The 20,173-nt window shown below is 40.6% G+C and carries 29 protein-coding genes; 26 read left to right on the top strand and 3 right to left on the bottom strand.

Annotated features, from left to right (window positions below; all coding sequences use genetic code 11):
• Window positions 1-3 precede the first annotated feature (3 nt).
• The 22 genes from rplR to ACSLGF_RS16150 all read left to right on the top strand — a co-directional run bounded on the left by rplR (window position 4) and on the right by ACSLGF_RS16150 (window position 14,912).
• The gene (rplR, locus tag ACSLGF_RS16045; protein ID WP_456007123.1) at window positions 4-366 is read left to right on the top strand and encodes a 50S ribosomal protein L18; all 363 of its coding nucleotides are present in this window, start codon (window positions 4-6) and stop codon (window positions 364-366) included.
• A gap of 24 nt (window positions 367-390) precedes the next feature.
• Window positions 391-891, top strand: coding sequence for a 30S ribosomal protein S5 (rpsE, locus tag ACSLGF_RS16050; RefSeq protein ID WP_007496332.1), 501 nt, complete (start codon window positions 391-393; stop codon window positions 889-891).
• 13 nt (window positions 892-904) lie between these two features.
• Entirely contained in the window at window positions 905-1,087 is a 183-nt protein-coding gene (gene rpmD / locus ACSLGF_RS16055; protein ID WP_003217067.1) for a 50S ribosomal protein L30, read from the top strand.
• Between the two features lie 30 nt (window positions 1,088-1,117).
• Window positions 1,118-1,558 (top strand): 50S ribosomal protein L15, encoded by a 441-nt coding sequence (gene rplO / locus ACSLGF_RS16060; protein ID WP_456007125.1) that lies wholly within the window; start codon window positions 1,118-1,120, stop codon window positions 1,556-1,558.
• 1 nt (window position 1,559) lies between these two features.
• Window positions 1,560-2,852: a preprotein translocase subunit SecY gene (gene secY / locus ACSLGF_RS16065; RefSeq protein WP_456007127.1), complete on the top strand. Its 1,293-nt coding sequence runs from the start codon at window positions 1,560-1,562 to the stop codon at window positions 2,850-2,852.
• A 55-nt stretch (window positions 2,853-2,907) separates the two neighbouring features.
• Window positions 2,908-3,561 carry an adenylate kinase gene (locus ACSLGF_RS16070; RefSeq protein WP_099728185.1) on the top strand — a complete coding sequence of 218 codons (654 nt, stop codon included), beginning with the start codon at window positions 2,908-2,910 and terminating at the stop codon, window positions 3,559-3,561.
• Window positions 3,558-4,304 carry a type I methionyl aminopeptidase gene (gene map, locus ACSLGF_RS16075; protein WP_456007129.1) on the top strand — a complete coding sequence of 249 codons (747 nt, stop codon included), beginning with the start codon at window positions 3,558-3,560 and terminating at the stop codon, window positions 4,302-4,304. Before ACSLGF_RS16070 ends, map begins: the two co-directional genes overlap by 4 nt.
• Before the next feature lie 313 nt (window positions 4,305-4,617).
• Window positions 4,618-4,836 (top strand): translation initiation factor IF-1, encoded by a 219-nt coding sequence (gene infA / locus ACSLGF_RS16080; RefSeq protein ID WP_003178377.1) that lies wholly within the window; start codon window positions 4,618-4,620, stop codon window positions 4,834-4,836.
• 31 nt (window positions 4,837-4,867) lie between these two features.
• Entirely contained in the window at window positions 4,868-4,981 is a 114-nt protein-coding gene (rpmJ, locus tag ACSLGF_RS16085; RefSeq protein ID WP_003156543.1) for a 50S ribosomal protein L36, read from the top strand.
• A gap of 21 nt (window positions 4,982-5,002) precedes the next feature.
• The gene (gene rpsM, locus ACSLGF_RS16090; RefSeq protein ID WP_003217023.1) at window positions 5,003-5,368 is read left to right on the top strand and encodes a 30S ribosomal protein S13; all 366 of its coding nucleotides are present in this window, start codon (window positions 5,003-5,005) and stop codon (window positions 5,366-5,368) included.
• Between the two features lie 20 nt (window positions 5,369-5,388).
• Window positions 5,389-5,784, top strand: coding sequence for a 30S ribosomal protein S11 (gene rpsK, locus ACSLGF_RS16095; protein WP_008356548.1), 396 nt, complete (start codon window positions 5,389-5,391; stop codon window positions 5,782-5,784).
• Between the two features lie 175 nt (window positions 5,785-5,959).
• Entirely contained in the window at window positions 5,960-6,904 is a 945-nt protein-coding gene (locus ACSLGF_RS16100; RefSeq protein ID WP_003217009.1) for a DNA-directed RNA polymerase subunit alpha, read from the top strand.
• A 75-nt stretch (window positions 6,905-6,979) separates the two neighbouring features.
• Window positions 6,980-7,342 carry a 50S ribosomal protein L17 gene (rplQ, locus tag ACSLGF_RS16105; RefSeq protein ID WP_003216944.1) on the top strand — a complete coding sequence of 121 codons (363 nt, stop codon included), beginning with the start codon at window positions 6,980-6,982 and terminating at the stop codon, window positions 7,340-7,342.
• Window positions 7,343-7,466: 124 nt separating this feature from the next.
• Window positions 7,467-8,309: an energy-coupling factor ABC transporter ATP-binding protein gene (locus tag ACSLGF_RS16110; protein ID WP_456007133.1), complete on the top strand. Its 843-nt coding sequence runs from the start codon at window positions 7,467-7,469 to the stop codon at window positions 8,307-8,309.
• Window positions 8,285-9,154: an energy-coupling factor ABC transporter ATP-binding protein gene (locus tag ACSLGF_RS16115; protein WP_456007135.1), complete on the top strand. Its 870-nt coding sequence runs from the start codon at window positions 8,285-8,287 to the stop codon at window positions 9,152-9,154. Before ACSLGF_RS16110 ends, ACSLGF_RS16115 begins: the two co-directional genes overlap by 25 nt.
• Window positions 9,151-9,948, top strand: coding sequence for an energy-coupling factor transporter transmembrane component T family protein (locus ACSLGF_RS16120; protein ID WP_456007137.1), 798 nt, complete (start codon window positions 9,151-9,153; stop codon window positions 9,946-9,948). Before ACSLGF_RS16115 ends, ACSLGF_RS16120 begins: the two co-directional genes overlap by 4 nt.
• An 11-nt stretch (window positions 9,949-9,959) precedes the next feature.
• Window positions 9,960-10,703, top strand: a complete 744-nt coding sequence (truA, locus tag ACSLGF_RS16125) for a tRNA pseudouridine(38-40) synthase TruA (protein WP_456007139.1) — start codon at window positions 9,960-9,962, stop codon at window positions 10,701-10,703.
• Between the two features lie 163 nt (window positions 10,704-10,866).
• Window positions 10,867-11,304: a 50S ribosomal protein L13 gene (gene rplM, locus ACSLGF_RS16130; protein ID WP_059375248.1), complete on the top strand. Its 438-nt coding sequence runs from the start codon at window positions 10,867-10,869 to the stop codon at window positions 11,302-11,304.
• Window positions 11,305-11,324: 20 nt separating this feature from the next.
• A complete protein-coding gene (gene rpsI, locus ACSLGF_RS16135) occupies window positions 11,325-11,717 on the top strand; it encodes a 30S ribosomal protein S9 (RefSeq protein WP_039175996.1) in 393 nt (130 codons plus the stop codon).
• 229 nt (window positions 11,718-11,946) lie between these two features.
• Window positions 11,947-13,071, top strand: coding sequence for a DNA cytosine methyltransferase (locus ACSLGF_RS16140; RefSeq protein ID WP_456007141.1), 1,125 nt, complete (start codon window positions 11,947-11,949; stop codon window positions 13,069-13,071).
• A gap of 40 nt (window positions 13,072-13,111) precedes the next feature.
• The gene (locus ACSLGF_RS16145; RefSeq protein ID WP_456007143.1) at window positions 13,112-13,759 is read left to right on the top strand and encodes a hypothetical protein; all 648 of its coding nucleotides are present in this window, start codon (window positions 13,112-13,114) and stop codon (window positions 13,757-13,759) included.
• Window positions 13,722-14,912, top strand: coding sequence for a DUF262 domain-containing protein (locus tag ACSLGF_RS16150; protein WP_456007145.1), 1,191 nt, complete (start codon window positions 13,722-13,724; stop codon window positions 14,910-14,912). The genes ACSLGF_RS16145 and ACSLGF_RS16150 overlap by 38 nt, the downstream gene beginning before the upstream one ends.
• 69 nt (window positions 14,913-14,981) lie before the next feature.
• Here the strand turns inward: ACSLGF_RS16150 and ACSLGF_RS16155 are convergent, their stop codons facing one another.
• Window positions 14,982-15,209, bottom strand: a complete 228-nt coding sequence (locus ACSLGF_RS16155) for a hypothetical protein (protein WP_456007147.1) — start codon at window positions 15,207-15,209, stop codon at window positions 14,982-14,984.
• A gap of 151 nt (window positions 15,210-15,360) precedes the next feature.
• Here ACSLGF_RS16155 and ACSLGF_RS16160 point away from each other — a divergent pair, with 151 nt between their 5' ends.
• From ACSLGF_RS16160 to ACSLGF_RS16170, 3 genes are all read left to right on the top strand, one after another.
• Complete coding sequence (locus tag ACSLGF_RS16160) at window positions 15,361-15,804, top strand: YbaK family protein (RefSeq protein ID WP_456007149.1); 444 nt, start codon at window positions 15,361-15,363, stop codon at window positions 15,802-15,804.
• Between the two features lie 58 nt (window positions 15,805-15,862).
• Window positions 15,863-16,576 carry an N-acetylmuramoyl-L-alanine amidase CwlD gene (cwlD, locus tag ACSLGF_RS16165; RefSeq protein WP_456007151.1) on the top strand — a complete coding sequence of 238 codons (714 nt, stop codon included), beginning with the start codon at window positions 15,863-15,865 and terminating at the stop codon, window positions 16,574-16,576.
• A 103-nt stretch (window positions 16,577-16,679) separates the two neighbouring features.
• The gene (locus ACSLGF_RS16170; RefSeq protein ID WP_456007153.1) at window positions 16,680-17,738 is read left to right on the top strand and encodes a P-loop NTPase; all 1,059 of its coding nucleotides are present in this window, start codon (window positions 16,680-16,682) and stop codon (window positions 17,736-17,738) included.
• Between the two features lie 41 nt (window positions 17,739-17,779).
• Here ACSLGF_RS16170 and gerD read toward each other — a convergent pair whose 3' ends face one another.
• Window positions 17,780-18,364: a spore germination lipoprotein GerD gene (gerD, locus tag ACSLGF_RS16175; RefSeq protein ID WP_456007155.1), complete on the bottom strand. Its 585-nt coding sequence runs from the start codon at window positions 18,362-18,364 to the stop codon at window positions 17,780-17,782.
• Window positions 18,365-18,454: 90 nt separating this feature from the next.
• Here gerD and ACSLGF_RS16180 point away from each other — a divergent pair, with 90 nt between their 5' ends.
• Entirely contained in the window at window positions 18,455-19,057 is a 603-nt protein-coding gene (locus tag ACSLGF_RS16180) for a KinB-signaling pathway activation protein (protein ID WP_456007157.1), read from the top strand.
• On the opposite strand, the gene pdaB is transcribed toward ACSLGF_RS16180, so the two are convergent.
• Window positions 19,050-19,814 (bottom strand): polysaccharide deacetylase family sporulation protein PdaB, encoded by a 765-nt coding sequence (gene pdaB, locus ACSLGF_RS16185; RefSeq protein ID WP_456007159.1) that lies wholly within the window; start codon window positions 19,812-19,814, stop codon window positions 19,050-19,052. The two genes, ACSLGF_RS16180 and pdaB, sit on opposite strands and share 8 nt — an antisense overlap.
• Between the last annotated feature and the right edge of the window lie 359 nt (window positions 19,815-20,173).

Genomic DNA, 20,173 nt, shown 5'->3' on the forward strand with positions numbered 1-20,173 from the left:
CGGATGATTACGAAAACTAGCAAAAACGCTACTCGTCTTAAAAGACATGCTCGTGTTCGTGCGAAACTTTCAGGTACTGCTGAAAGACCTCGCCTTAACGTTTTCCGTTCTAACAAGAATATCTACGCTCAAGTAATTGATGATGTTAACGGTGTAACACTTGTAAGTGCTTCTACTCTTGATAAAGAGTTAAAGGTCGAGAATAGTTCTGACACTGCAGCTGCTACTAAAGTTGGCGAAGTTGTTGCAAAACGTGCTGTTGAAAAAGGAATCTCTAACGTGGTATTTGACCGCGGAGGATACTTATATCATGGACGTGTAAAAGCTCTAGCTGAAGCTGCTCGTGAGGCTGGACTTAAATTTTAATAAAAGAAGGAGGGACACATCCGAATGAGTCGTATTGACCCAAGCAAATTAGAGTTAGAAGAACGCTTAGTTACGGTTAACCGCGTAGCGAAAGTTGTTAAAGGTGGACGTCGTTTCCGTTTTGCAGCTTTAGTTGTTGTCGGTGACAAAAACGGTCATGTTGGTTTCGGTACTGGTAAAGCGCAAGAAGTACCAGAAGCAATCCGCAAAGCTGTTGAAGATGCGAAAAAGAATTTAATTGAAGTACCAATGGTTGGAACTACAATTCCACATGAAATTATCGGTCGATTCGGTGCAGGAAACGTTCTATTGAAGCCTGCTTCAGAAGGTACAGGAGTTATCGCTGGAGGCCCAGTGCGTGCGGTACTTGAGCTTGCTGGTCTAGCTGATATCCTTTCTAAATCTCTAGGTTCTAATACACCGATCAACATGATCCGCGCAACACTTCAAGGTTTAAGTGAACTTAAACGTGCTGAAGATGTAGCGAAGCTTCGTGGAAAATCTGTAGAAGACCTGTTAGGATAAGGAGGGAACAATAATGGCAAATAAATTAGAAATTACCCTCAAACGCAGTGTAATCGGTCGCCCTGAAGATCAGCGTGTCACTGTTCGTACTCTTGGTCTAAAGAAAACAAACCAAACAGTCGTACATGAAGACAATGCAGCGATCCGCGGCATGATTAACAAGGTGTCTCATTTAGTTTCTGTTAAAGAACAATAAAACATTTTTAATCGATAAGGAGGTGCCCAAATGAAACTTCATGAATTGAAGCCTTCAGAAGGTTCACGTAAAGTACGCAACCGTGTTGGTCGTGGAATTGGATCAGGTAACGGTAAAACTTCTGGTAAAGGTCATAAAGGTCAAAACGCTCGTTCTGGCGGCGGTGTACGCCCTGGATTCGAAGGTGGACAAATGCCTTTATTCCAACGCCTTCCAAAACGTGGTTTTACAAACATCAACCGTAAAGATTATGCGGTAATCAACTTAGACAGATTAAACAGTTTTGACGAAGGAATGGAAGTCACTCCTGAACTTCTTCTAGAGACTGGTGCATTAAGCAAGTTAAAAGCAGGAGTAAAAATTCTTGGCAACGGTAAATTAGAAAAAAAATTAACTGTAAAAGCCAATAAATTCTCTGCTTCTGCGAAAGAAGCGATTGAAGCTGCTGGCGGTACAGCCGAGGTGATCTAACTTGTTTAAGACAATCTCCAATTTTATGCGCGTGAAAGATATACGGAATAAGATTATATTCACACTTTTAATGTTAGTCGTCTTTCGTATAGGTGCTTTCATCCCTGTGCCTAATGTGAACGCCGAAGTTCTCCAGGCACAGGATCAAATGAGTGTTTTCGGGATCCTCAATACATTTGGGGGCGGGGCACTTTTCCAATTCTCCATTCTTGCAATGGGGATTATGCCGTATATCACTGCTTCGATCATCATCCAGCTCTTGCAGATGGATGTTGTTCCGAAGTTTACTGAGTGGTCAAAGCAAGGAGAGGTTGGCCGACGAAAATTAGCACAATTCACAAGGTATTTTACAATTGTTCTAGGATTTATCCAGGCATTAGGAATGTCATATGGATTCAACAATATGGCAGGAGGCATGCTGATTGAAAACCCTGGTGTGTCAACGTATCTCTTAATTGCGGTCGTACTCACTGCGGGAACAGCATTTTTAATGTGGCTGGGTGAGCAGATTACTGCTCACGGTGTTGGTAACGGTATATCGATTATTATCTTTTCCGGTATCATCGCAGGTATCCCTCAAACATTAAAACAAGTGTACGCTCAGCAGTTTGTAGGTGGAGATGGACAGCTGTTCATGCAAATCCTTAAAATTGCCCTTATTGTTATTGCCGTTCTTATCATTGTTATTGGTGTTATTTACATTCAAATGGCAGTGAGAAAGATTGCAATTCAATATTCAAAAGGAACCGGCCGTGCACAAATGTCTGCTAGTCAAGCAACGCATCTTCCATTAAAAGTGAATCCAGCAGGGGTGATTCCGGTCATCTTTGCCGTTTCTTTCATTATTACTCCGCAGACGGTCGCATCGTTCTTCGGAACTAATAATGTCACAACTTGGATAACCAACAACTTTGACTATACTAAGCCAATCGGTATGACGATTTATGTAGCACTGATTGTTGCTTTCACATATTTTTATGCCTTTGTCCAAGTCAATCCTGAACAAATGGCTGAAAATCTGCAAAAGCAGGGTGGCTATATCCCGGGAGTTCGTCCAGGGAAAATGACTCAAGATAGAATTACGAGCATTTTGTACCGACTCACGTTTGTGGGCGCCATTTTCTTAGCCGTGATTTCAATACTTCCTATCTTTTTCATTCAATTCGCTGGATTACCTTCCGCTGCACAAATTGGCGGCACAAGTCTTCTCATTGTTGTAGGTGTTGCACTTGAAACAATGAAACAGCTTGAAAGCCAACTAGTGAAACGAAACTACCGTGGATTTATGAAATAAAACAGAGGGCTGGGCTCCTGCCCAACCTCTCTAAGTAAGGAAGGGGAAATCCGAAATGAACTTAGTCTTAATGGGGCTTCCGGGTGCTGGTAAAGGCACTCAGGCAGAACGAATTGTTGATGATTATGGGATTCCTCATATCTCAACAGGAGATATGTTCCGCGCTGCTATGAAAGAGGAGACACAACTTGGGCTCGAAGCAAAATCCTTTATCGATAAAGGAGAGCTTGTTCCTGATGAGGTCACAATCGGTATTGTTAGAGAAAGACTTGGCAAGAATGATTGTGAGCAAGGTTTTCTTCTGGACGGATTTCCGCGAACAGTCGCTCAGGCTGAAGCTTTAGAAGAAATTCTAAAGGACCTTGGCAGAACGATTGATTATGTCATTAATATAAAAGTCGATAAAGATGCTTTGATGGAGCGTCTGACTGGCCGAAGAATTTGCAAAAATTGCGGAGCAACATATCATTTAGTATTCAATCCGCCTGCGAAAGAAAATGTTTGCGACAAGTGTGGAGGCGAGCTTTATCAACGTGCAGATGATAATGCAGAAACCGTTTCGACTAGACTTGAAGTAAACTTAAAGCAGACTGAACCTTTACTGAACTTCTATTCAGAAAAAGGATATCTTGTAAACATTGATGGTGCGAAGCACATTAACGATGTATACGCAGATATCAAGGAACTGCTTGGGGGATTAAATAAATGATTATCTGTAAAACTCCTCGCGAGCTTGATATTATGAGAGAAGCTGGACGCATTGTCGCACTGACTCATGAAGAGCTGAAGAAACACATAAAACCAGGTATTTCGACAAAAGAATTGGATCAAATTGCCGAACGTTTTATTACAAAGCAGGGTGCAATCCCATCTTTTAAAGGGTATAATGGTTTTCGCGGGAGCATTTGCGTTTCGGTGAATGAAGAACTCGTTCACGGTATTCCTGGTAAACGGGTTTTACGTGATGGAGACATCATTAGTATCGATATCGGCGCAAAGTTAAATGGCTATCATGGTGACTCTGCTTGGACTTATCCAGTTGGGGTAATCAGTGATGAAGACCGCAAACTACTGGAAGTCACAGAGGAATCTCTATATAAAGGCTTACAGGAAGCAAAGCCAGGTGAACGTCTGTCGAACATTTCCCATGCCATACAAACGTATGTTGAAGGTGAGAATTTCTCAGTTGTTAGAGAATATGTTGGACATGGGGTCGGACAGGATCTTCATGAGGACCCTCAAATTCCTCATTATGGTCCGCCCAACAAAGGCCCACGGCTAAAACCTGGAATGGTGTTGGCCATCGAACCGATGGTGAACGCAGGCAGCCGATATGTGAAAACACTGGCTGATAACTGGACGGTTGTAACGGTTGATGGGAAAAAGTGTGCTCACTTTGAGCATACGATTGCGATTACAGATACAGGTTTTGATATACTGACTAAGATTTAGGTCTTCACTGAAGCCTTTCAGGCCCAAATCGGGCAGGTTGTCTGTATAGTCCAAGGAAAGAACAAGATCAGTATACAGCTGTCATCGACAAGTTCGATGGCTGCCATGTACTAATCGCAGACGGAGAAAAAGCGTAAATTTCATTCTCCTAAGAAAAAAATATCAATCATTTAACCTTTTATGATTGCGTATCTCCGGAAGTTCAGAACAGTATATTCAAAACAGGTCGGGTGATAGATGGACAATTGAGTTGATCTCATTTGGACATTTATCAGAGAGCAAGTTACTGATTTGAAGAAGGGAGAACACTTGAATGGCGAAAGACGATGTAATTGAAGTGGAAGGTACTGTAGTTGAAACTTTGCCAAATGCAATGTTCAAAGTTGAACTAGAGAATGGTCATACAGTTTTGGCTCATGTATCAGGAAAAATCCGTATGCACTTCATTCGCATTTTACCTGGAGACAAAGTTACGGTAGAATTATCTCCATATGACTTAACTCGTGGTAGAATTACGTACCGTTACAAATAAAGCAACTCCGGAAGAAGGAGGTTGGAAACACATGAAAGTGAGACCATCTGTTAAACCTATCTGTGAAAAATGTAAAGTGATTCGCAGAAAAGGAAAAGTAATGGTGATCTGTGAAAACCCAAAACATAAACAAAAACAAGGCTAATAACAAGGAGGTGCCCAAATCATGGCTCGTATTGCTGGTGTAGATATTCCACGTGATAAGCGTGTTGTCATTTCTTTAACATATGTTTTTGGAATTGGTCGTACGACTGCTCAACAAGTCCTTAAAGAAGCAGGTGTTTCTGAAGACACTCGCGTTCGCGATCTAACTGAAGACGAACTTGGTAAAATCCGTGATATCATTGACAAACTTAAAGTAGAAGGTGACCTTCGTCGTGAAGTTTCACTTAACATTAAGCGTCTAATTGAAATCGGAAGCTACCGCGGAATCCGTCATCGCAGAGGACTTCCTGTTCGTGGACAAAACACAAAAAACAACGCGCGCACTCGTAAAGGTCCGCGTCGTACTGTAGCTAACAAGAAAAAATAAGTAAAGGAGGTAGTTAAAGAATGGCTGCTGCTCGTAAATCAAATACGCGTAAACGTCGCGTGAAAAAGAATATTGAAGCTGGAATTGCTCATATCCGTTCCACTTTCAACAACACGATTGTAACGATTACTGATGTTCATGGTAACGCAATTTCTTGGTCAAGTGCTGGTGCATTAGGATTCAGAGGTTCTCGTAAATCTACTCCTTTCGCTGCTCAAATGGCTGCTGAAACTGCTGCTAAAGGTTCTATCGAACATGGTCTTAAAACACTTGAAGTAACTGTTAAAGGTCCTGGTTCTGGTCGTGAAGCTGCAATTCGTGCGCTTCAAGCTGCAGGTCTTGAAGTTACTGCAATCAGAGACGTAACTCCAGTTCCTCATAACGGATGCCGTCCACCAAAACGTCGCCGCGTGTAATTTGTTTGTATAGATTTTGTGTCCCTGTCAATAATGGGTTATGATACAGTGATTTATGAGACGAATACACGACTCGTTGCCTGAGCACATACGGGACTAAACAATGAGGAATTTCGGATGGAATCTCATATGATTCTATTCGAGGTTTCGACGTTTTGAAGGAGGGTTTTATTAGATGATCGAAATTGAAAAACCAAAAATCGAAACGGTTGAAATCAGCGACGATGCCAAGTATGGCAAGTTTGTCGTAGAGCCACTTGAGCGTGGATATGGTACCACTTTAGGGAACTCCCTTCGTCGTATCCTTTTATCCTCACTTCCTGGTGCGGCTGTAACATCGATCCAGATAGATGGTGTCTTACACGAATTCTCAACGATCGAAGGCGTGGTTGAAGATGTTACAACGATTATCTTAAACATTAAAAAGCTTGCACTCAAAATCTACTCTGAAGAAGAGAAGACGCTTGAAATTGATGTACAAGATGAAGGTACTGTAACAGCTGCTGATATTACACACGACAGCGATATTGAAATCTTAAATCCAGATCTTCACATCGCAACTCTTGGCAAGAATGCGAGCTTCCGTGTTCGCTTAACTGCACAAAGAGGTCGCGGATATAATCCTGCTGATGCAAACAAAAGAGACGATCAGCCAATCGGTGTGATTCCGATCGACTCAATCTATACACCTGTATCTCGTGTGACTTATCAAGTGGAGAACACCCGTGTTGGGCAAATCACAAACTATGATAAACTAACACTAGATGTATGGACTGATGGAAGCACAGGACCGAAAGAAGCGATCGCTCTAGGTTCTAAGATTTTAACTGAACACCTTAATATTTTCGTTGGGTTAACTGACGAAGCTCAGCATGCAGAAATTATGGTTGAGAAAGAAGAAGACCAAAAAGAAAAAGTGCTTGAAATGACAATTGAAGAGCTTGATCTTTCTGTTCGTTCTTACAACTGTTTGAAGCGTGCGGGTATTAACACTGTTCAAGAGCTTGCTAACAAGACAGAAGAGGATATGATGAAAGTTCGTAACCTTGGACGTAAATCTCTTGAAGAAGTGAAAGCGAAACTAGAAGAACTTGGACTGGGTCTTCGTAAAGACGATTGACTAGTTTCATTGTGAACTAGGATTTTCGTGTGTTTTTTATTCATACAGCATCTCTAATTAAGGAGGGGACATCACATGGCATACAGAAAGCTAGGACGCACTAGTGCACAACGTAAAGCAATGCTTCGTGACCTAACGACTGATTTGATCATTAACGAACGCATCGAAACAACTGAAACACGTGCGAAAGAACTTCGCTCTGTAGTTGAAAAAATGATCACTCTTGGCAAACGCGGAGATCTTCATGCTCGCCGTCAAGCTGCAGCTTACATTCGTAACGAAGTAGCTAACGCTGAAACAAACCAAGATGCACTTCAAAAATTGTTCGCTGACGTTGCAACTCGCTACGAAGATCGCCAAGGTGGATACACTCGTATCATGAAGCTTGGACCTCGTCGCGGCGATGGCGCACCAATGGCTGTCATTGAATTAGTTTAATCATATAGCGTGTATCTAAGAAAGGGCGGGACAGTTCATAACTGGATCTATGCCCTTTTTTAGATACTACGGCTTTTTAGTAATAAGCAAAGAAGAGATTGAGCTGAGAGGAGGTCCGGTAGAGATGGGGAAGACATTAATTGACGTAAAGGACATTGTATTTCGTTATCACAAAGATGCGGACAAGCCCGCTTTAGATCAAGTGTCATTGCATGTGAATCAAAATGAATGGCTCGCCATTGTTGGTCATAACGGTTCAGGTAAATCCACACTTGCCCGTGTGCTGAATGGGCTCATTTTACCGGATACTGGGACGGTCAAGGTTGGTGAGATTGAGCTCAAAGAAGAGAGTGTTTGGGATATTCGTAAAAAGGTTGGAATGGTCTTTCAAAACCCAGATAACCAATTCGTTGGCTCGACAGTTCGTGATGATGTGGCTTTTGGTTTAGAAAATAACGGGGTTGAGCGGGAATTGATGATAGAACGTGTAGATTGGGCTGTTAAACAGGTCAATATGCAGGAGTTTCTTGATCAAGAGCCGCACCATCTATCAGGCGGGCAAAAGCAGAGAGTAGCCATTGCAGGTGTGCTTGCCGCAAGCCCTGACATCATGATCTTGGATGAAGCAACATCAATGCTTGATCCGATTGGCCGAGAAGAAGTCTTAGAGACTGTCAGACTGCTGAAGGAACAAGGAACGGTTACGGTCATTTCCATCACACATGATTTAGACGAGGCTGCGAAGGCAGATCGCGTCATTGTGCTGAATGGTGGGAAGAAATTTGCCGAGGGAACACCAGAAGAAGTATTTGAACTAGATGAACAGCTGGTTCAGATTGGACTTGATCTGCCATTTTCCTACCGGTTAAGCAAGCAATTGAAGCAGCAAGGTGTGCCACTTGCAAATGCCCATTTGACACAAGAAGGATTGGTGAAAGAGCTATGGACATTACGATCAAAGAATTAGAGCATCGTTATCAAATGAAAACGCCGTTTGAGCGTCTCGCTTTGTATGATGTCAATGCTACCATCAAAGAAGGCAGCTATGTCGCTGTCATTGGTCATACGGGCTCTGGCAAATCCACATTGCTGCAGCACTTAAATGGATTACTCAAACCGACAAAAGGGAGCATTGCGCTTGGAGATACAGTCTTACAAGCCAACAAAAAGCAGAAGGATTTGAAATCCCTCCGGAAAAAAGTAGGCATTGTGTTTCAGTTTCCTGAGCATCAGCTCTTTGAGGAAACCATCCTTAAGGATATCTGCTTTGGTCCGATGAATTTCGGCGTTCCTCAGGAGAAGGCAGAAGCGAAGGCGAAGGAGATGCTGAAGCTTGTAGGCCTTTCTGAATCCTTATTATCTCGATCACCCTTTGAATTAAGCGGCGGTCAAATGAGACGTGTGGCGATTGCAGGTGTTCTAGCGATGGAGCCAGAAGTGCTTGTACTTGATGAGCCGACTGCAGGGTTAGATCCACGCGGGCGGAAAGAAATCATGGACATGTTTTATGAGCTTCATCAAAAAGCTAATCTCACCACGATCCTGGTTACACACAGTATGGAGGATGCAGCCCATTATGCGGATCAAATGATTGTGATGCATAAAGGGACAGTGAAGGCGACAGGTACGCCGAGAGAATTGTTTGCCAATCGTACAGACATGTCTTCTTTTGGTCTCGACCTCCCAGAAACGATTAAATTCCAGCAGGCTGTAGAAGAAAAGCTGGGCATCACGTTTCCAAGGCCGCTTCTGACCATGGATGAAATGGCAGAAGCCTTAACAGCTCTTTATCAGGAGGACACGACATCATGATGGATAGTATGATTATCGGCAAATATGTGCCAGGTTCATCCTTTGTCCATCGTCTTGATCCAAGGACAAAGCTGTTATCAATCTTCTTTTTCGTTTTTATTGTCTTTTTTGCTAATAACTACATCACTTACGGGCTTTTAGGTGTATTTACGATCCTTGTGGTGATGGTTTCACAGGTGCCGCTTTACTTTATTCTCAAGGGAATGAAGCCGATCCTATGGATTGTCCTGTTTACCTTTATTCTGCATATTTTCATGACAAAGGATGGCTCCTTGCTATTTCACTTTGGTTTTCTGAATATTTATGAAGAGGGTTTAAAGCAGGGGATCTTCATTTCACTGCGTTTTGTGTATCTTATTATGATGACGACACTTCTTACGTTAACCACAACGCCAATAGAAGTGACGGACGGTATGGAGAAGCTGCTGCATCCGTTCCGTAAAATCAAACTGCCTGTTCATGAGCTTGCCCTCATGATGTCCATCTCTCTTCGATTTATTCCGACTTTACTAGAAGAGACAGACAAAATCATGAAGGCACAAATGGCAAGAGGTGTTGATTTTACAAGCGGGCCCCTAAAGGATCGTTTGAAAGCGGTCGTTCCTTTGCTTGTGCCGCTTTTCGTCAGTGCGTTTAAGCGTGCGGAGGAACTTGCGACCGCCATGGAAGCGAGAGGCTACCGCGGGGGAGAAGGGCGGACGAAATACCGGCAGCTTGTCTGGGGCATGAAAGATACATTTACGCTGCTTCTATTCATCTTGTTAACGGCACTTCTTGTACTTTTGAGAAATTAGGTGATTCCTAGATGAAGGTAAAATGTACCGTATCATACGATGGAACACATTTTAAAGGCTATCAAGTGCAGCCTGGGCAGCGAACCGTTCAGACGGAGATTGAGTCAGCTCTTGCAAGAATGCATAAACAGGATGAACTGCTTCCGATTGTGGCTTCCGGCCGTACAGACAGCGGTGTCCATGCAAAGGGACAGGTCATCCATTTTGACACCCCGCTCGCGATCCCGATGGAGAGGTGGCCTTTTGCCCTCAACAGCTTGCTGCCTGATGATATCCGTGTTCTAAAGGCTGAGAAAGTGGATGAGTCGTTTCATGCAAGATTTAGTGTTGTTTCAAAGGAGTACCGTTATAAGGTCTCAACTGAAACGCATCAAAATGTGTTCACGAGACAATACGCCTGCCACTATCCTTACCGGCTGGATGTCGAAAAAATGAAAGAAGCAGCTGGGCACCTGATTGGCAAACATGACTTCACGAGCTTTTGCGCGGCCAATACGGAGGTTCAGGACAAGGTGAGGGATATTTACACCCTCGAGTGGAAAAACGTCTCAGACGGGCTTGAAATGCGTGTGAGAGGAAATGGTTTTTTATACAACATGGTGCGGATTATCGCTGGAACGTTACTTGAAATCGGATCTGGTAAATTTCACCCTGAGGAGATAAAAGCCATGCTTGCCGCCCGAAATCGCGAAGCGGCAGGTAAGACTGCGCCTAGTCACGGACTGTATTTATGGGAAGTTTTCTATGACAACTAAACCAGGTGTAACATGTTCTTGACACAGGAAGCAGAAAGTTATAAGATATCATATGGTATGTATTTCAACCCCACAAATAAGCCCCGGAAACTTATTGTGTTTTGAAATAGAACGTAGCATTTGATTCAAGGAAAAATCATTGATTTATTTAGGAGGGAAACTCATGCGTACAACACCAATGGCGAACGCAAGCACAATTGAGCGCAAATGGCTAGTTGTTGATGCGGCAGGCAAGACTCTAGGTCGTCTTTCTACTGAAGTAGCATCACTTTTGCGCGGTAAGCACAAACCAACTTATACACCACACGTTGATACAGGTGATCACGTCATCATCATCAATGCTGAGAAAATCGAATTAACTGGTAAGAAATTGACGGACAAAATTTACTACCGTCACACAATGCACCCAGGTGGTTTGAAACAAAGAACTGCTCTTGAGATGCGTACAAACTACCCTGAAAAAATGTTGGAGCTTGCTATCAAAGGTATGCTTCCAAAGGGTTCATTAGGTCGTCAAATGTTCAAAAAATTAAATGTGTACCGTGGTTCTGAGCATCCACATCAAGCACAACAACCTGAAGTTTACGAACTTCGCGGTTAATTATAAGGGAGGTTAACAATTTGGCACAGGTTCAATATTACGGTACAGGTCGTCGTAAAAGTTCTGTAGCGCGCGTTCGCTTAGTTCCAGGTGAAGGCCGTATCGTCGTTAATAATCGTGAAATTACTGAATACATTCCATTCGCTGCTTTAATCGAAGACGTGAAACAGCCTTTGAACATCACAGAAACAGCTAACAGCTACGATGTTCTTGTAAATGTTCACGGTGGTGGATTCTCTGGTCAAGCTGGAGCAATTCGTCACGGTATCTCTCGTGCTCTTCTAGAAGTAGATCCTGAGTACCGTACATCACTTAAACGTGCTGGACTTCTTACTCGTGACCCTCGTATGAAAGAGCGTAAGAAATACGGTCTTAAAGGCGCACGTAGAGCTCCTCAGTTCTCGAAACGTTAATCAATTAACAAATCTGTTTCATATATTTTTAAAAAAGCACCAGCTGAATGCTGGTGCTTTTTCTGATATAAATACTAATTATTTTAATTTGTTTTTTTGACGTATATAAGTATTCCCTGTGATAAAATTTCATGAGATAGAGTATTACTCTTTCAAGTGATTAATTAAGTATTAATGAAATCTTATATATTATTTTTAACAAGATTAGATAATAAGGTAAGGAGATCTAATGCAAAAGCAGATATCTATTTTCTCATTTTTTTCAGGTAGTGGTTTTCTAGATTTGGGATTTGAAAGTGCCGGTTTTCGAATTGACCTAGTAAATGAAATTTCCTCATCTTTTCTGTTAGCATATTCTTATTCAAGAGAAAAAATGAATTTAAAAAAACCGAAGTTTGGTTATAAAAACTATGACATAAATGAATATTTTGGGAAGGAAAAAAAATATTTACTAGATAAGATTAAATTAGCACGTAAGGAGAGTCATTTAGTAGGCTTTGTTGGAGGACCGCCTTGTCCGGATTTTTCTGTTGGTGGAAAAAATAGAGGAAAGGACGGGGAAAACGGTAAATTATCTATGAGCTATATTAAATTAATTACAGATATGCAGCCAGATTTTTTTCTGTTTGAAAATGTTAAAGGTCTTTGGAGAACTAATAGGCACAGAGAATTTTATGAAGAACTTAAGAGTGTATTACGAGATGGCGGATATTGTACTACTGAGCGATTGATAAATTCTTTAGAGTTTGGAGTTCCTCAGGACAGGGAAAGAATTTTCCTTTTTGGTGTTAGGAAAAATATGTTGAATTTAAATCAGTTTTCTAATGGAGAAATAATGGACTTCCCTTGGATAAACAACAATTTATATAGACTTTCTGATGTGCGGAATATTGCTTGGCCTCATACTGATATATTTCAACCAGATATAGTTACAGAATGTCCAGAAAATTGTATAATAGACTTAACAGTTAAATACTGGTTTGATAAGAATGAGGTTGAAAATCACCCGAATTCTAATGATCACTTTCTGCCTCGAAGTGGGATATCTAAGATCCAGTCGATTGCCGAAGGAGATGTTAGTAGAAAATCATATAAACGTTTACATAGATGGAGGTATTCTCCAACGGTAGCTTATGGGAATAATGAAGTTCACTTACATCCTTATAAAGTGAGACGGCTATCTGTGGCGGAGGCATTAGCTATCCAATCATTGCCTCCAAATTTTGAACTTCCTAAAGGTATGAGTTTATCAGATATGTTTAAAACAATAGGAAATGGAGTTCCATTTTTAGTATCTAAAGGTATAGCTCAAACAATTAAATATTATCTGAATAATAATGTCGTTGAAATATAAATTTGTTTTTTATCTAGTGGCAGGTGTAGGGGGAGAGCATTTGGGTTACACTATAGATGAAATAAGGTCTGATATAAAAAATATGTCTGCAAAAGATATCTATTCGAAGTATATACTTCGTTCTGATAACTGGTATTTTGAGAATATAATAGGGAAGAATAGAGAGGATTCCATAACTTTAACAGACGATTTTAAAGCGATTGTTAGCCAAACTCTCCAAATCAGTTTTCATAATATATCTATAGTTGGCAGTAGCAAAGTTGGCTATAGTTTAACGCCTCGAAATGATAATATGAATAAATTATTTAGATGTTTTGATGAAAAGATATCAGATATTGATATAGCTATTGTATCTGATAAATTATTTAATAATTATTGGGATTTGTTTAGGAAGTCCTATAGTGTAGTGAATAAACATCATTACAAGCAAATTTCAAGAGGAATTTATAGAGGTTATATTAATGAAAGAAATTTATTGCAAATTGATGGTTGTAGGAGAGAATGGAATACACATGCAGCTGAGTCAAAAAAGCTACTTCGTAGAGATCTATATATTCAGCCGGAAATTACGTATCGATTGTACCGTAGCTGGGAGGACTTTGAAGAATATCATGTTCAGTCTTTAAATGAAATAAAGAAAGGAGAAAATAATGCCTCAATTATTCACGCGAAATTACGAAACAATTGATACAATTAATGAAAAATTCAATAATGATTTACTCGTTGTTGATTCGACTTATCAAAGGCGAAAGGTATGGATGCCACAAGATAAAGTAAGGCTAATTGAAACAATACTATTAGGATATGTAATGCCCGAGGTTTTTTTCTGGCCTTCAAAAATAGATCCGAATAATGGGAAAACAATTACACATATAGTTGACGGTCAACAACGTATAACATCAATCATTGAATATATAAATGATTCTTTTCCTTTAAATGAGAAGCACCTTTTAAATAAAGAGATAGCTTTAGATTATGGGAATAAATTTTTTACAGAATTATCAGATGAAGAAAAGCTTAAAATCTGGAAATATGAGATTTTTATTGTTAACATCGATCGAGCAGTAGATAAAGATAGTATAAAACAAATGTTCTATCGTCTTAATTTAACCAATTATAGCCTAAATGCGCAAGAAAAACTGAACAGTGTTGAAAGTAAATTTGGAGACCAAGCAGAGGCGTTGTCGCAGCTGGATTTCTGGAAAAAATGTAGAGTTTTTAGTGCGGCTGATGCTCGTAGAATGCTGGATGTTAGATATTGTTGTTCAATTTATATTTTAGCCAAAGAAGGAATTATTGATCAAACTGGAGATAGGAAAATTAATGAGTACTATAATGATTATCGAGATGAATTTGATGAAGAAGGTAAATTGCGTGAAAAAATTGAAAAGGCTATGGATATAATAACCAAACTTCTAGATAAATCAACTCAGAGCTTCATTTCTAAAAAAGCTCAATTGTATACCTTGTTTAGTGTTGTATTTGCTATGATAGAAAGGGGAATACCATATTCGGACAGTTTATTTGGGAGATTTAAGTTATTTGTTGAAGCATACAATCAATATAGAAATGGCAACGATATTACTTTCTCAGAAGAACGTTCAAGAGAAATTAACGAATATATAAAAAAGTATAAGTTAGCTTCATCTGAAGGAATAAATAAAGTAAACAATCGTGTTATAAGATTTGAAACACTTTACAAAGTATGTATAACATCTGACGATAATATTAAAGCGCGATTGATGGAAATTGCTAAAAGTTATCGAGATATAAATGAACCGCAAATGGATTTATTTGAAGAATTTGATGAAGAAGATAAAAAAGATTTAAATGACGAATAGTTTTTCTCTTTCAAAAAATTAAAACTTTGGGGGTATTGTATAATTAATACTCCCTTTTACTTCTACAAGCTATTTCAGCCGAAGCTTTATATTTTCCTTTACCCCTGCTTTCCCATCGATGATTTCAAATTCACGAATGGCTGAATTGTCACCGAGATGCGTGTTTTTGTGTTTTGAAAGTTGTTTTAAGGATATGTCTTCTATTCCTTTCATATCGCTCTTTTTCTCGCTGGCTTGACTGCTGCACGCAGACAGGACGACTGTTATTAGCAGCAGGATATATATCCATTTCTTCATTGATTTTGCCCCTTTATCATTCTTCTATAGGTAAATGTCTATTTTATCACAATTTTCCATCCTAATCGTTCACTGACCGCCATTTCCATTTACTGAACTGCATGTTTTGTTCAAACCAACGAACAATACAAAGAAAAAAGGAGTTCAGTTCATGGCAGAAGTGCTTTCATTTTATCAATTGAAAACAAAACGAGATGTCGCGCTTGAAAAGAAGCTGTTGCGTACATTGTCTCTTCAAAAGGTGACGGCCGCTTCGGAGAAATTCACGAAGAAGCTGTTTCCGTTTGCTGATGACCCAGCCGGTATGATGAGTGACGGCTGTATTGATTTCGCAATTGAAGCTTTTTTAGCCGGTGGAAGATACGGTGAGTTAAGTAAGTACGGTGAATCGTTCGGTAATATTAAGAAGCGGTCATCCCAGGAGGATGATGAGCTGATTGAGGAGTTGACTGGTTGTTTGCAATCATGGGGAAATATGTTCCGAATGGAGCGAAAGACGTCATGTCTGTATCCATTTGCCAAAGACTTTTTAAACATGTGGTGGCAGGAAGGCTTTCGTGAATCAGAAAAAAGACACAAGCTTCGGCTGCACTAAGCATATTTCGAGCTCTTGTCCCATATCTATAAAATAATGGCGTATGGGAGGGACAGGGATGAAAAGAAAGCTGAAGTGGACAGGGTTTTTAATTGGGTTTATTGTCCTCTTATTCTTATTCAGATTTCAATTTCTAAATGATGATTCATGGAAATCGTGGAATTTGCCTCTAAGTGGGAAGATCATCTATTTAGATCCGGGTCATGGCGGTGCAGATGGCGGGGCTGTAGGTGGCGAGCTGCTTGAAAAAGAGATTGCACTGGATGTGTCCATGAAGATACGTGACTATTTGCAGGAGCAGGGAGCGCTTGTTCTCATGACCCGAGAGGATGATTCTGATCTATCATCAAAGAATACAAAGGGATATGCCCGTAAGAAAGCGGAGGATTTGAGAAACCGTGTGAAAGCCATCAATGAGTCTGAAGCGGATCTCTATTTAAGCATCCATTTAAATGCGATTCCATCGAACAAATGGAGCGGTGCACAAACGTTTTTTTACGGAAAGTATGAAGAGAATGAAAAGGCAGCGAAGTTCATTCAAGATGAATTGCGCAATAACCTGGAAAACACAGATCGAAAGGCGAAGCGGATCAATGGCATTTATTTAATGCAAAATGTCACGAAGCCAGGAGCCCTTGTAGAAGTCGGTTTCCTCTCTAATCCGAAGGAGGCTAGTCAGCTGGCAACACCTAAGTATCAGGATCAAATTGCTGCCTCCATTTATAAAGGAATTCTGAGATATTTAACAGAGCAAAAAGAGCCGCCTGAATAAGGGGCTTTTTCCTTTTGATCGCAGGCAAACAGGACAGACATTGTAAGGATATGTATGATATACTTGGATTGTAAACGAATTCAATAAAGGGTGAGGTTCTGCTATGATCGGACAAGATGATGTGAGAAAACTAGTTGGAAAGATGGACGAACCTTTCCTTCATATACCGCTTGGTGAGCTGGATGCCATCAAGGAAATCAGCCTAAAGCCTGAAAAAGAGCATGTGAGCTTAAAGGTGGCGATTGCCAAAACGGGCACTGCTGAGCAGATGAAGCTGCAGCAAGACATCGTACAAGCCTTAAAAGCAGCGGGTGCTAACACAGTAGGACTTCGTTTTGAAGAACTGCCTCAGGAGACGCTTGAAAAGTTTATGCCATCACAAGAAGAGGAAGAAAACCTGCTCAACTCTAAAAATCCGCCTGTGTTCTTAGCGATTGCGAGTGGAAAGGGCGGCGTTGGGAAATCAACGGTTTCCGTCAACCTTGCTGTAGCACTGGCTCGTCTTGGGAAAAAAGTCGGACTGATTGATGCTGATATTTACGGCTTTAGTGTACCGGATATGATGGGGATTACCGTCAGACCAACGGTTAAAGGGGAAAAAATTATACCTGTGGAACGCTTTGGCGTCAAAGTGATTTCAATGGGCTTTTTTGTTGAAGAAAATGCACCGGTCATTTGGAGAGGACCGATGCTTGGTAAAATGTTAAATAACTTCTTCCACGAAGTCGAGTGGGGAGAATTAGATTACTTATTATTAGATCTTCCACCTGGAACGGGAGATGTGGCGCTGGATATTCATACAATGCTTCCAAGCTGTAAGGAGATCATTGTGACAACACCCCATCCAACGGCTGCCTTCGTTGCTGCTAGAGCAGGTGCAATGGCGCTGCAAACAGATCACGAGGTGCTTGGGGTCGTTGAGAATATGAGCTATTACGAAAGCAAAAAAACTGGTGAAAAAGAATATGTCTTTGGAAAAGGCGGCGGGGACAAGCTGGCTGAAGAGCTGCGTGTGTCGGTCCTTGGCCAAATTCCTTTAAAACAGCCTGATTGGAATGAAAATGATTTTGCGCCGTCTGTCTATGAGGCGAGTCATCCGACAGGAGAAGTGTATCAACACATTGCCAATCGAGTGATTGAACAATTAGCAGTAAAAGCATAATGAAAGCCCGAGTGGATCTTATGCCACTCGGGTGCTGATTTTTAACTGCCGCTTCCTTGGTCTTGTGAACCGGAATCACTGCTGCTTTCAGATGCTGCCTTTTTCAGCTCATCTTCGAATTTCTTCTTATAAAGAGGGCTGCTTAATGTTTCTGTAATGACTTTTTCTAAATGCTTTCTGAACTCTTTGCTTTTGACCAGTTCACCGTATTTCTTTTCCATCTCAGGATCCTTGAGAATATCCATCATCAGCTGTTGATAGTCAGGATCCTTCATTAACTGTTTTAACATTCTTTCATGCTGTTGCTGCATGGATTTTGCGAAAGTCTCGGCAAATTTAGAATCCTCAAAGACCTTCTTCCAGAACTCTTTGCCTTTATCAGAAGTCAATGTTTTCTCTATCGTTTTTTTCACAGTTTGTTCATCCATTACCAAAGCTTCATTCATTGCCTCGTCATTTAATAACTGTTGAATGGCCTTTTTACCGTCATCTGTCTTCAAAATATCGACGACCATTTTTTTCGTTTCGTCATAGTCCATATTAGATGAGGATTGGGTTTTGGGAGCACAAGCTGTTAGAGATAAAAGAAGAAAACAGCTCATTATACGCAAGATGCCTTTTGACATACTGTGGCTCCTTTCGTTACATGTCTTACTTTTAATATGAATGTTTCACGTGAATTTATACATAACAAAAATAGGGGTTGGATCAATTCAATGAAAAGTCGGGATTTAGTTCGTTTTTTCTTCTCTGTGCTAGCTGTTGGAGCGGTCATGACAAGCGTGGTAGGCTTTGCGCTGGAGTGGGGGAAGTATCAGAAGCTGTTTGTATCGTTTGAAATTCTAGAGATCGCATCTGTGTTATTTTGGTTCATTGGTGTGGGGATGATCTTTAGTGTGATTAGTCAGATGGGATTCGTCGTCTTCATAACTGTGCACCGGTTTGCACTTGAGATTTTCCGGTCACATTCTTTATGGAATACCATTCAGCTGTTTCTTGTGGTTTTTGTACTGTTTGATTTAGCTTATTTGCGATTTTTGTTTTTCGGGGAGAATGAATCATTTCTTCCATATGTATGGCTGCCTGTCTTTATCGGTGTGTTTGCATTGATCGTGGCTTATTTTAAACAGAAGCAGTCCTCTAAGAAAACATTTATCTCCGCAATGTTTCTCATGGTCGTCATCACGTCGTTAGAGTGGTTCCCGGCGCTCAGAGTCAATGAAGAGGACTGGCTGTATTTAATGCTTTTCCCGCTATTAAGCTGTAATGCGTTTCAGCTGTTAGCTATGCCGCGGTTTTCAAAGGCGAAAGCTACTTAACTTCCGTTGACTTTGTTTTTGTATTAGAGATAAGCTCGCCAACCGTGACATTTTTTAAATTCTTTTCTTTTAAGTGTTTCAAAATAGCTGGTAAGGCTTGAGCGGTTTGGGTCGCTGAATCCGAGGCGTGAAGGAGAATGATGTCTCCGCTTTTCATTCGATCATTTACATTTTGAATAATCTGGTCGACGCCCGGATTCAGCCAATCCTGTGAATTGATGCTGTAATGGACAACGGTATAGCCGTACTGTGTGGCAATTTTCAATACTGTTTCATTAAATTGTCCGGTTGGCGGTCTTAATAGTTGAATATCATCTAGTCCAAGCTTTTGAAAGGTATTTTGTGCCCTGACAAGATCCTGCTTGATTTCGCTTTCTTCAAGCTGGCTATAATTTTTATAAGCATAGCCAAGGCTGCCGATTTGGTGTCCGTCCTCTCTAATACGTTTCACGATATCAGGATGACGTTCAGCCCAAGAAGCAGACAGAAAGAAAGTGGCGTTCTTTATACCGTACTCTTGAAGGACATCTAAAATAGGAATGGCCTTTTCATCTCCCCAGCCAATATTAAAAGTCAGGGAGGCGTGTTTTGATGAGGTCTCTCCTTTATAAATCGCTCGGGGCCCATGTTCTGTTTTAAATACCGACAGCGGCGGTGCCTTTTGTACATAAAAAAAGGTCGCAGCTGCAAGGGCTGCTACAAGAATAATGACAACTTGCTTTAGCCGTTTAATAGGCAACACATATAATCGACTCAATTCAAACACTCCTGCCTTGTCCAAGATTGTTACTTGATTGTATGCAGGACAAGGGTTTGACATGCACAATAAAACTATTTCGAAAAAAGATTTAAAAATGCGTTGACCAATAGAATATTTTCGTGATATATTATTAATCGTCGCTGACACACAGTGACAAACACAAAAAGCTTCGGGAAATAAACTTGAAAAAAGTTGTTGACATAAGATGAAGCGAAATGTTATATTATTAAAGCCGCTAAGAACGGCGAAGATGATCTTTGAAAACTAAACAAGACAAAACGTACCTGTTAATTCGAGTTTTTATAAAAAAATCCTATGATACATCATAGGTAGTCAGTCAAGCTGACGAGGCAGGA

Source organism: Bacillus sp. A015 (assembly GCF_053851875.1).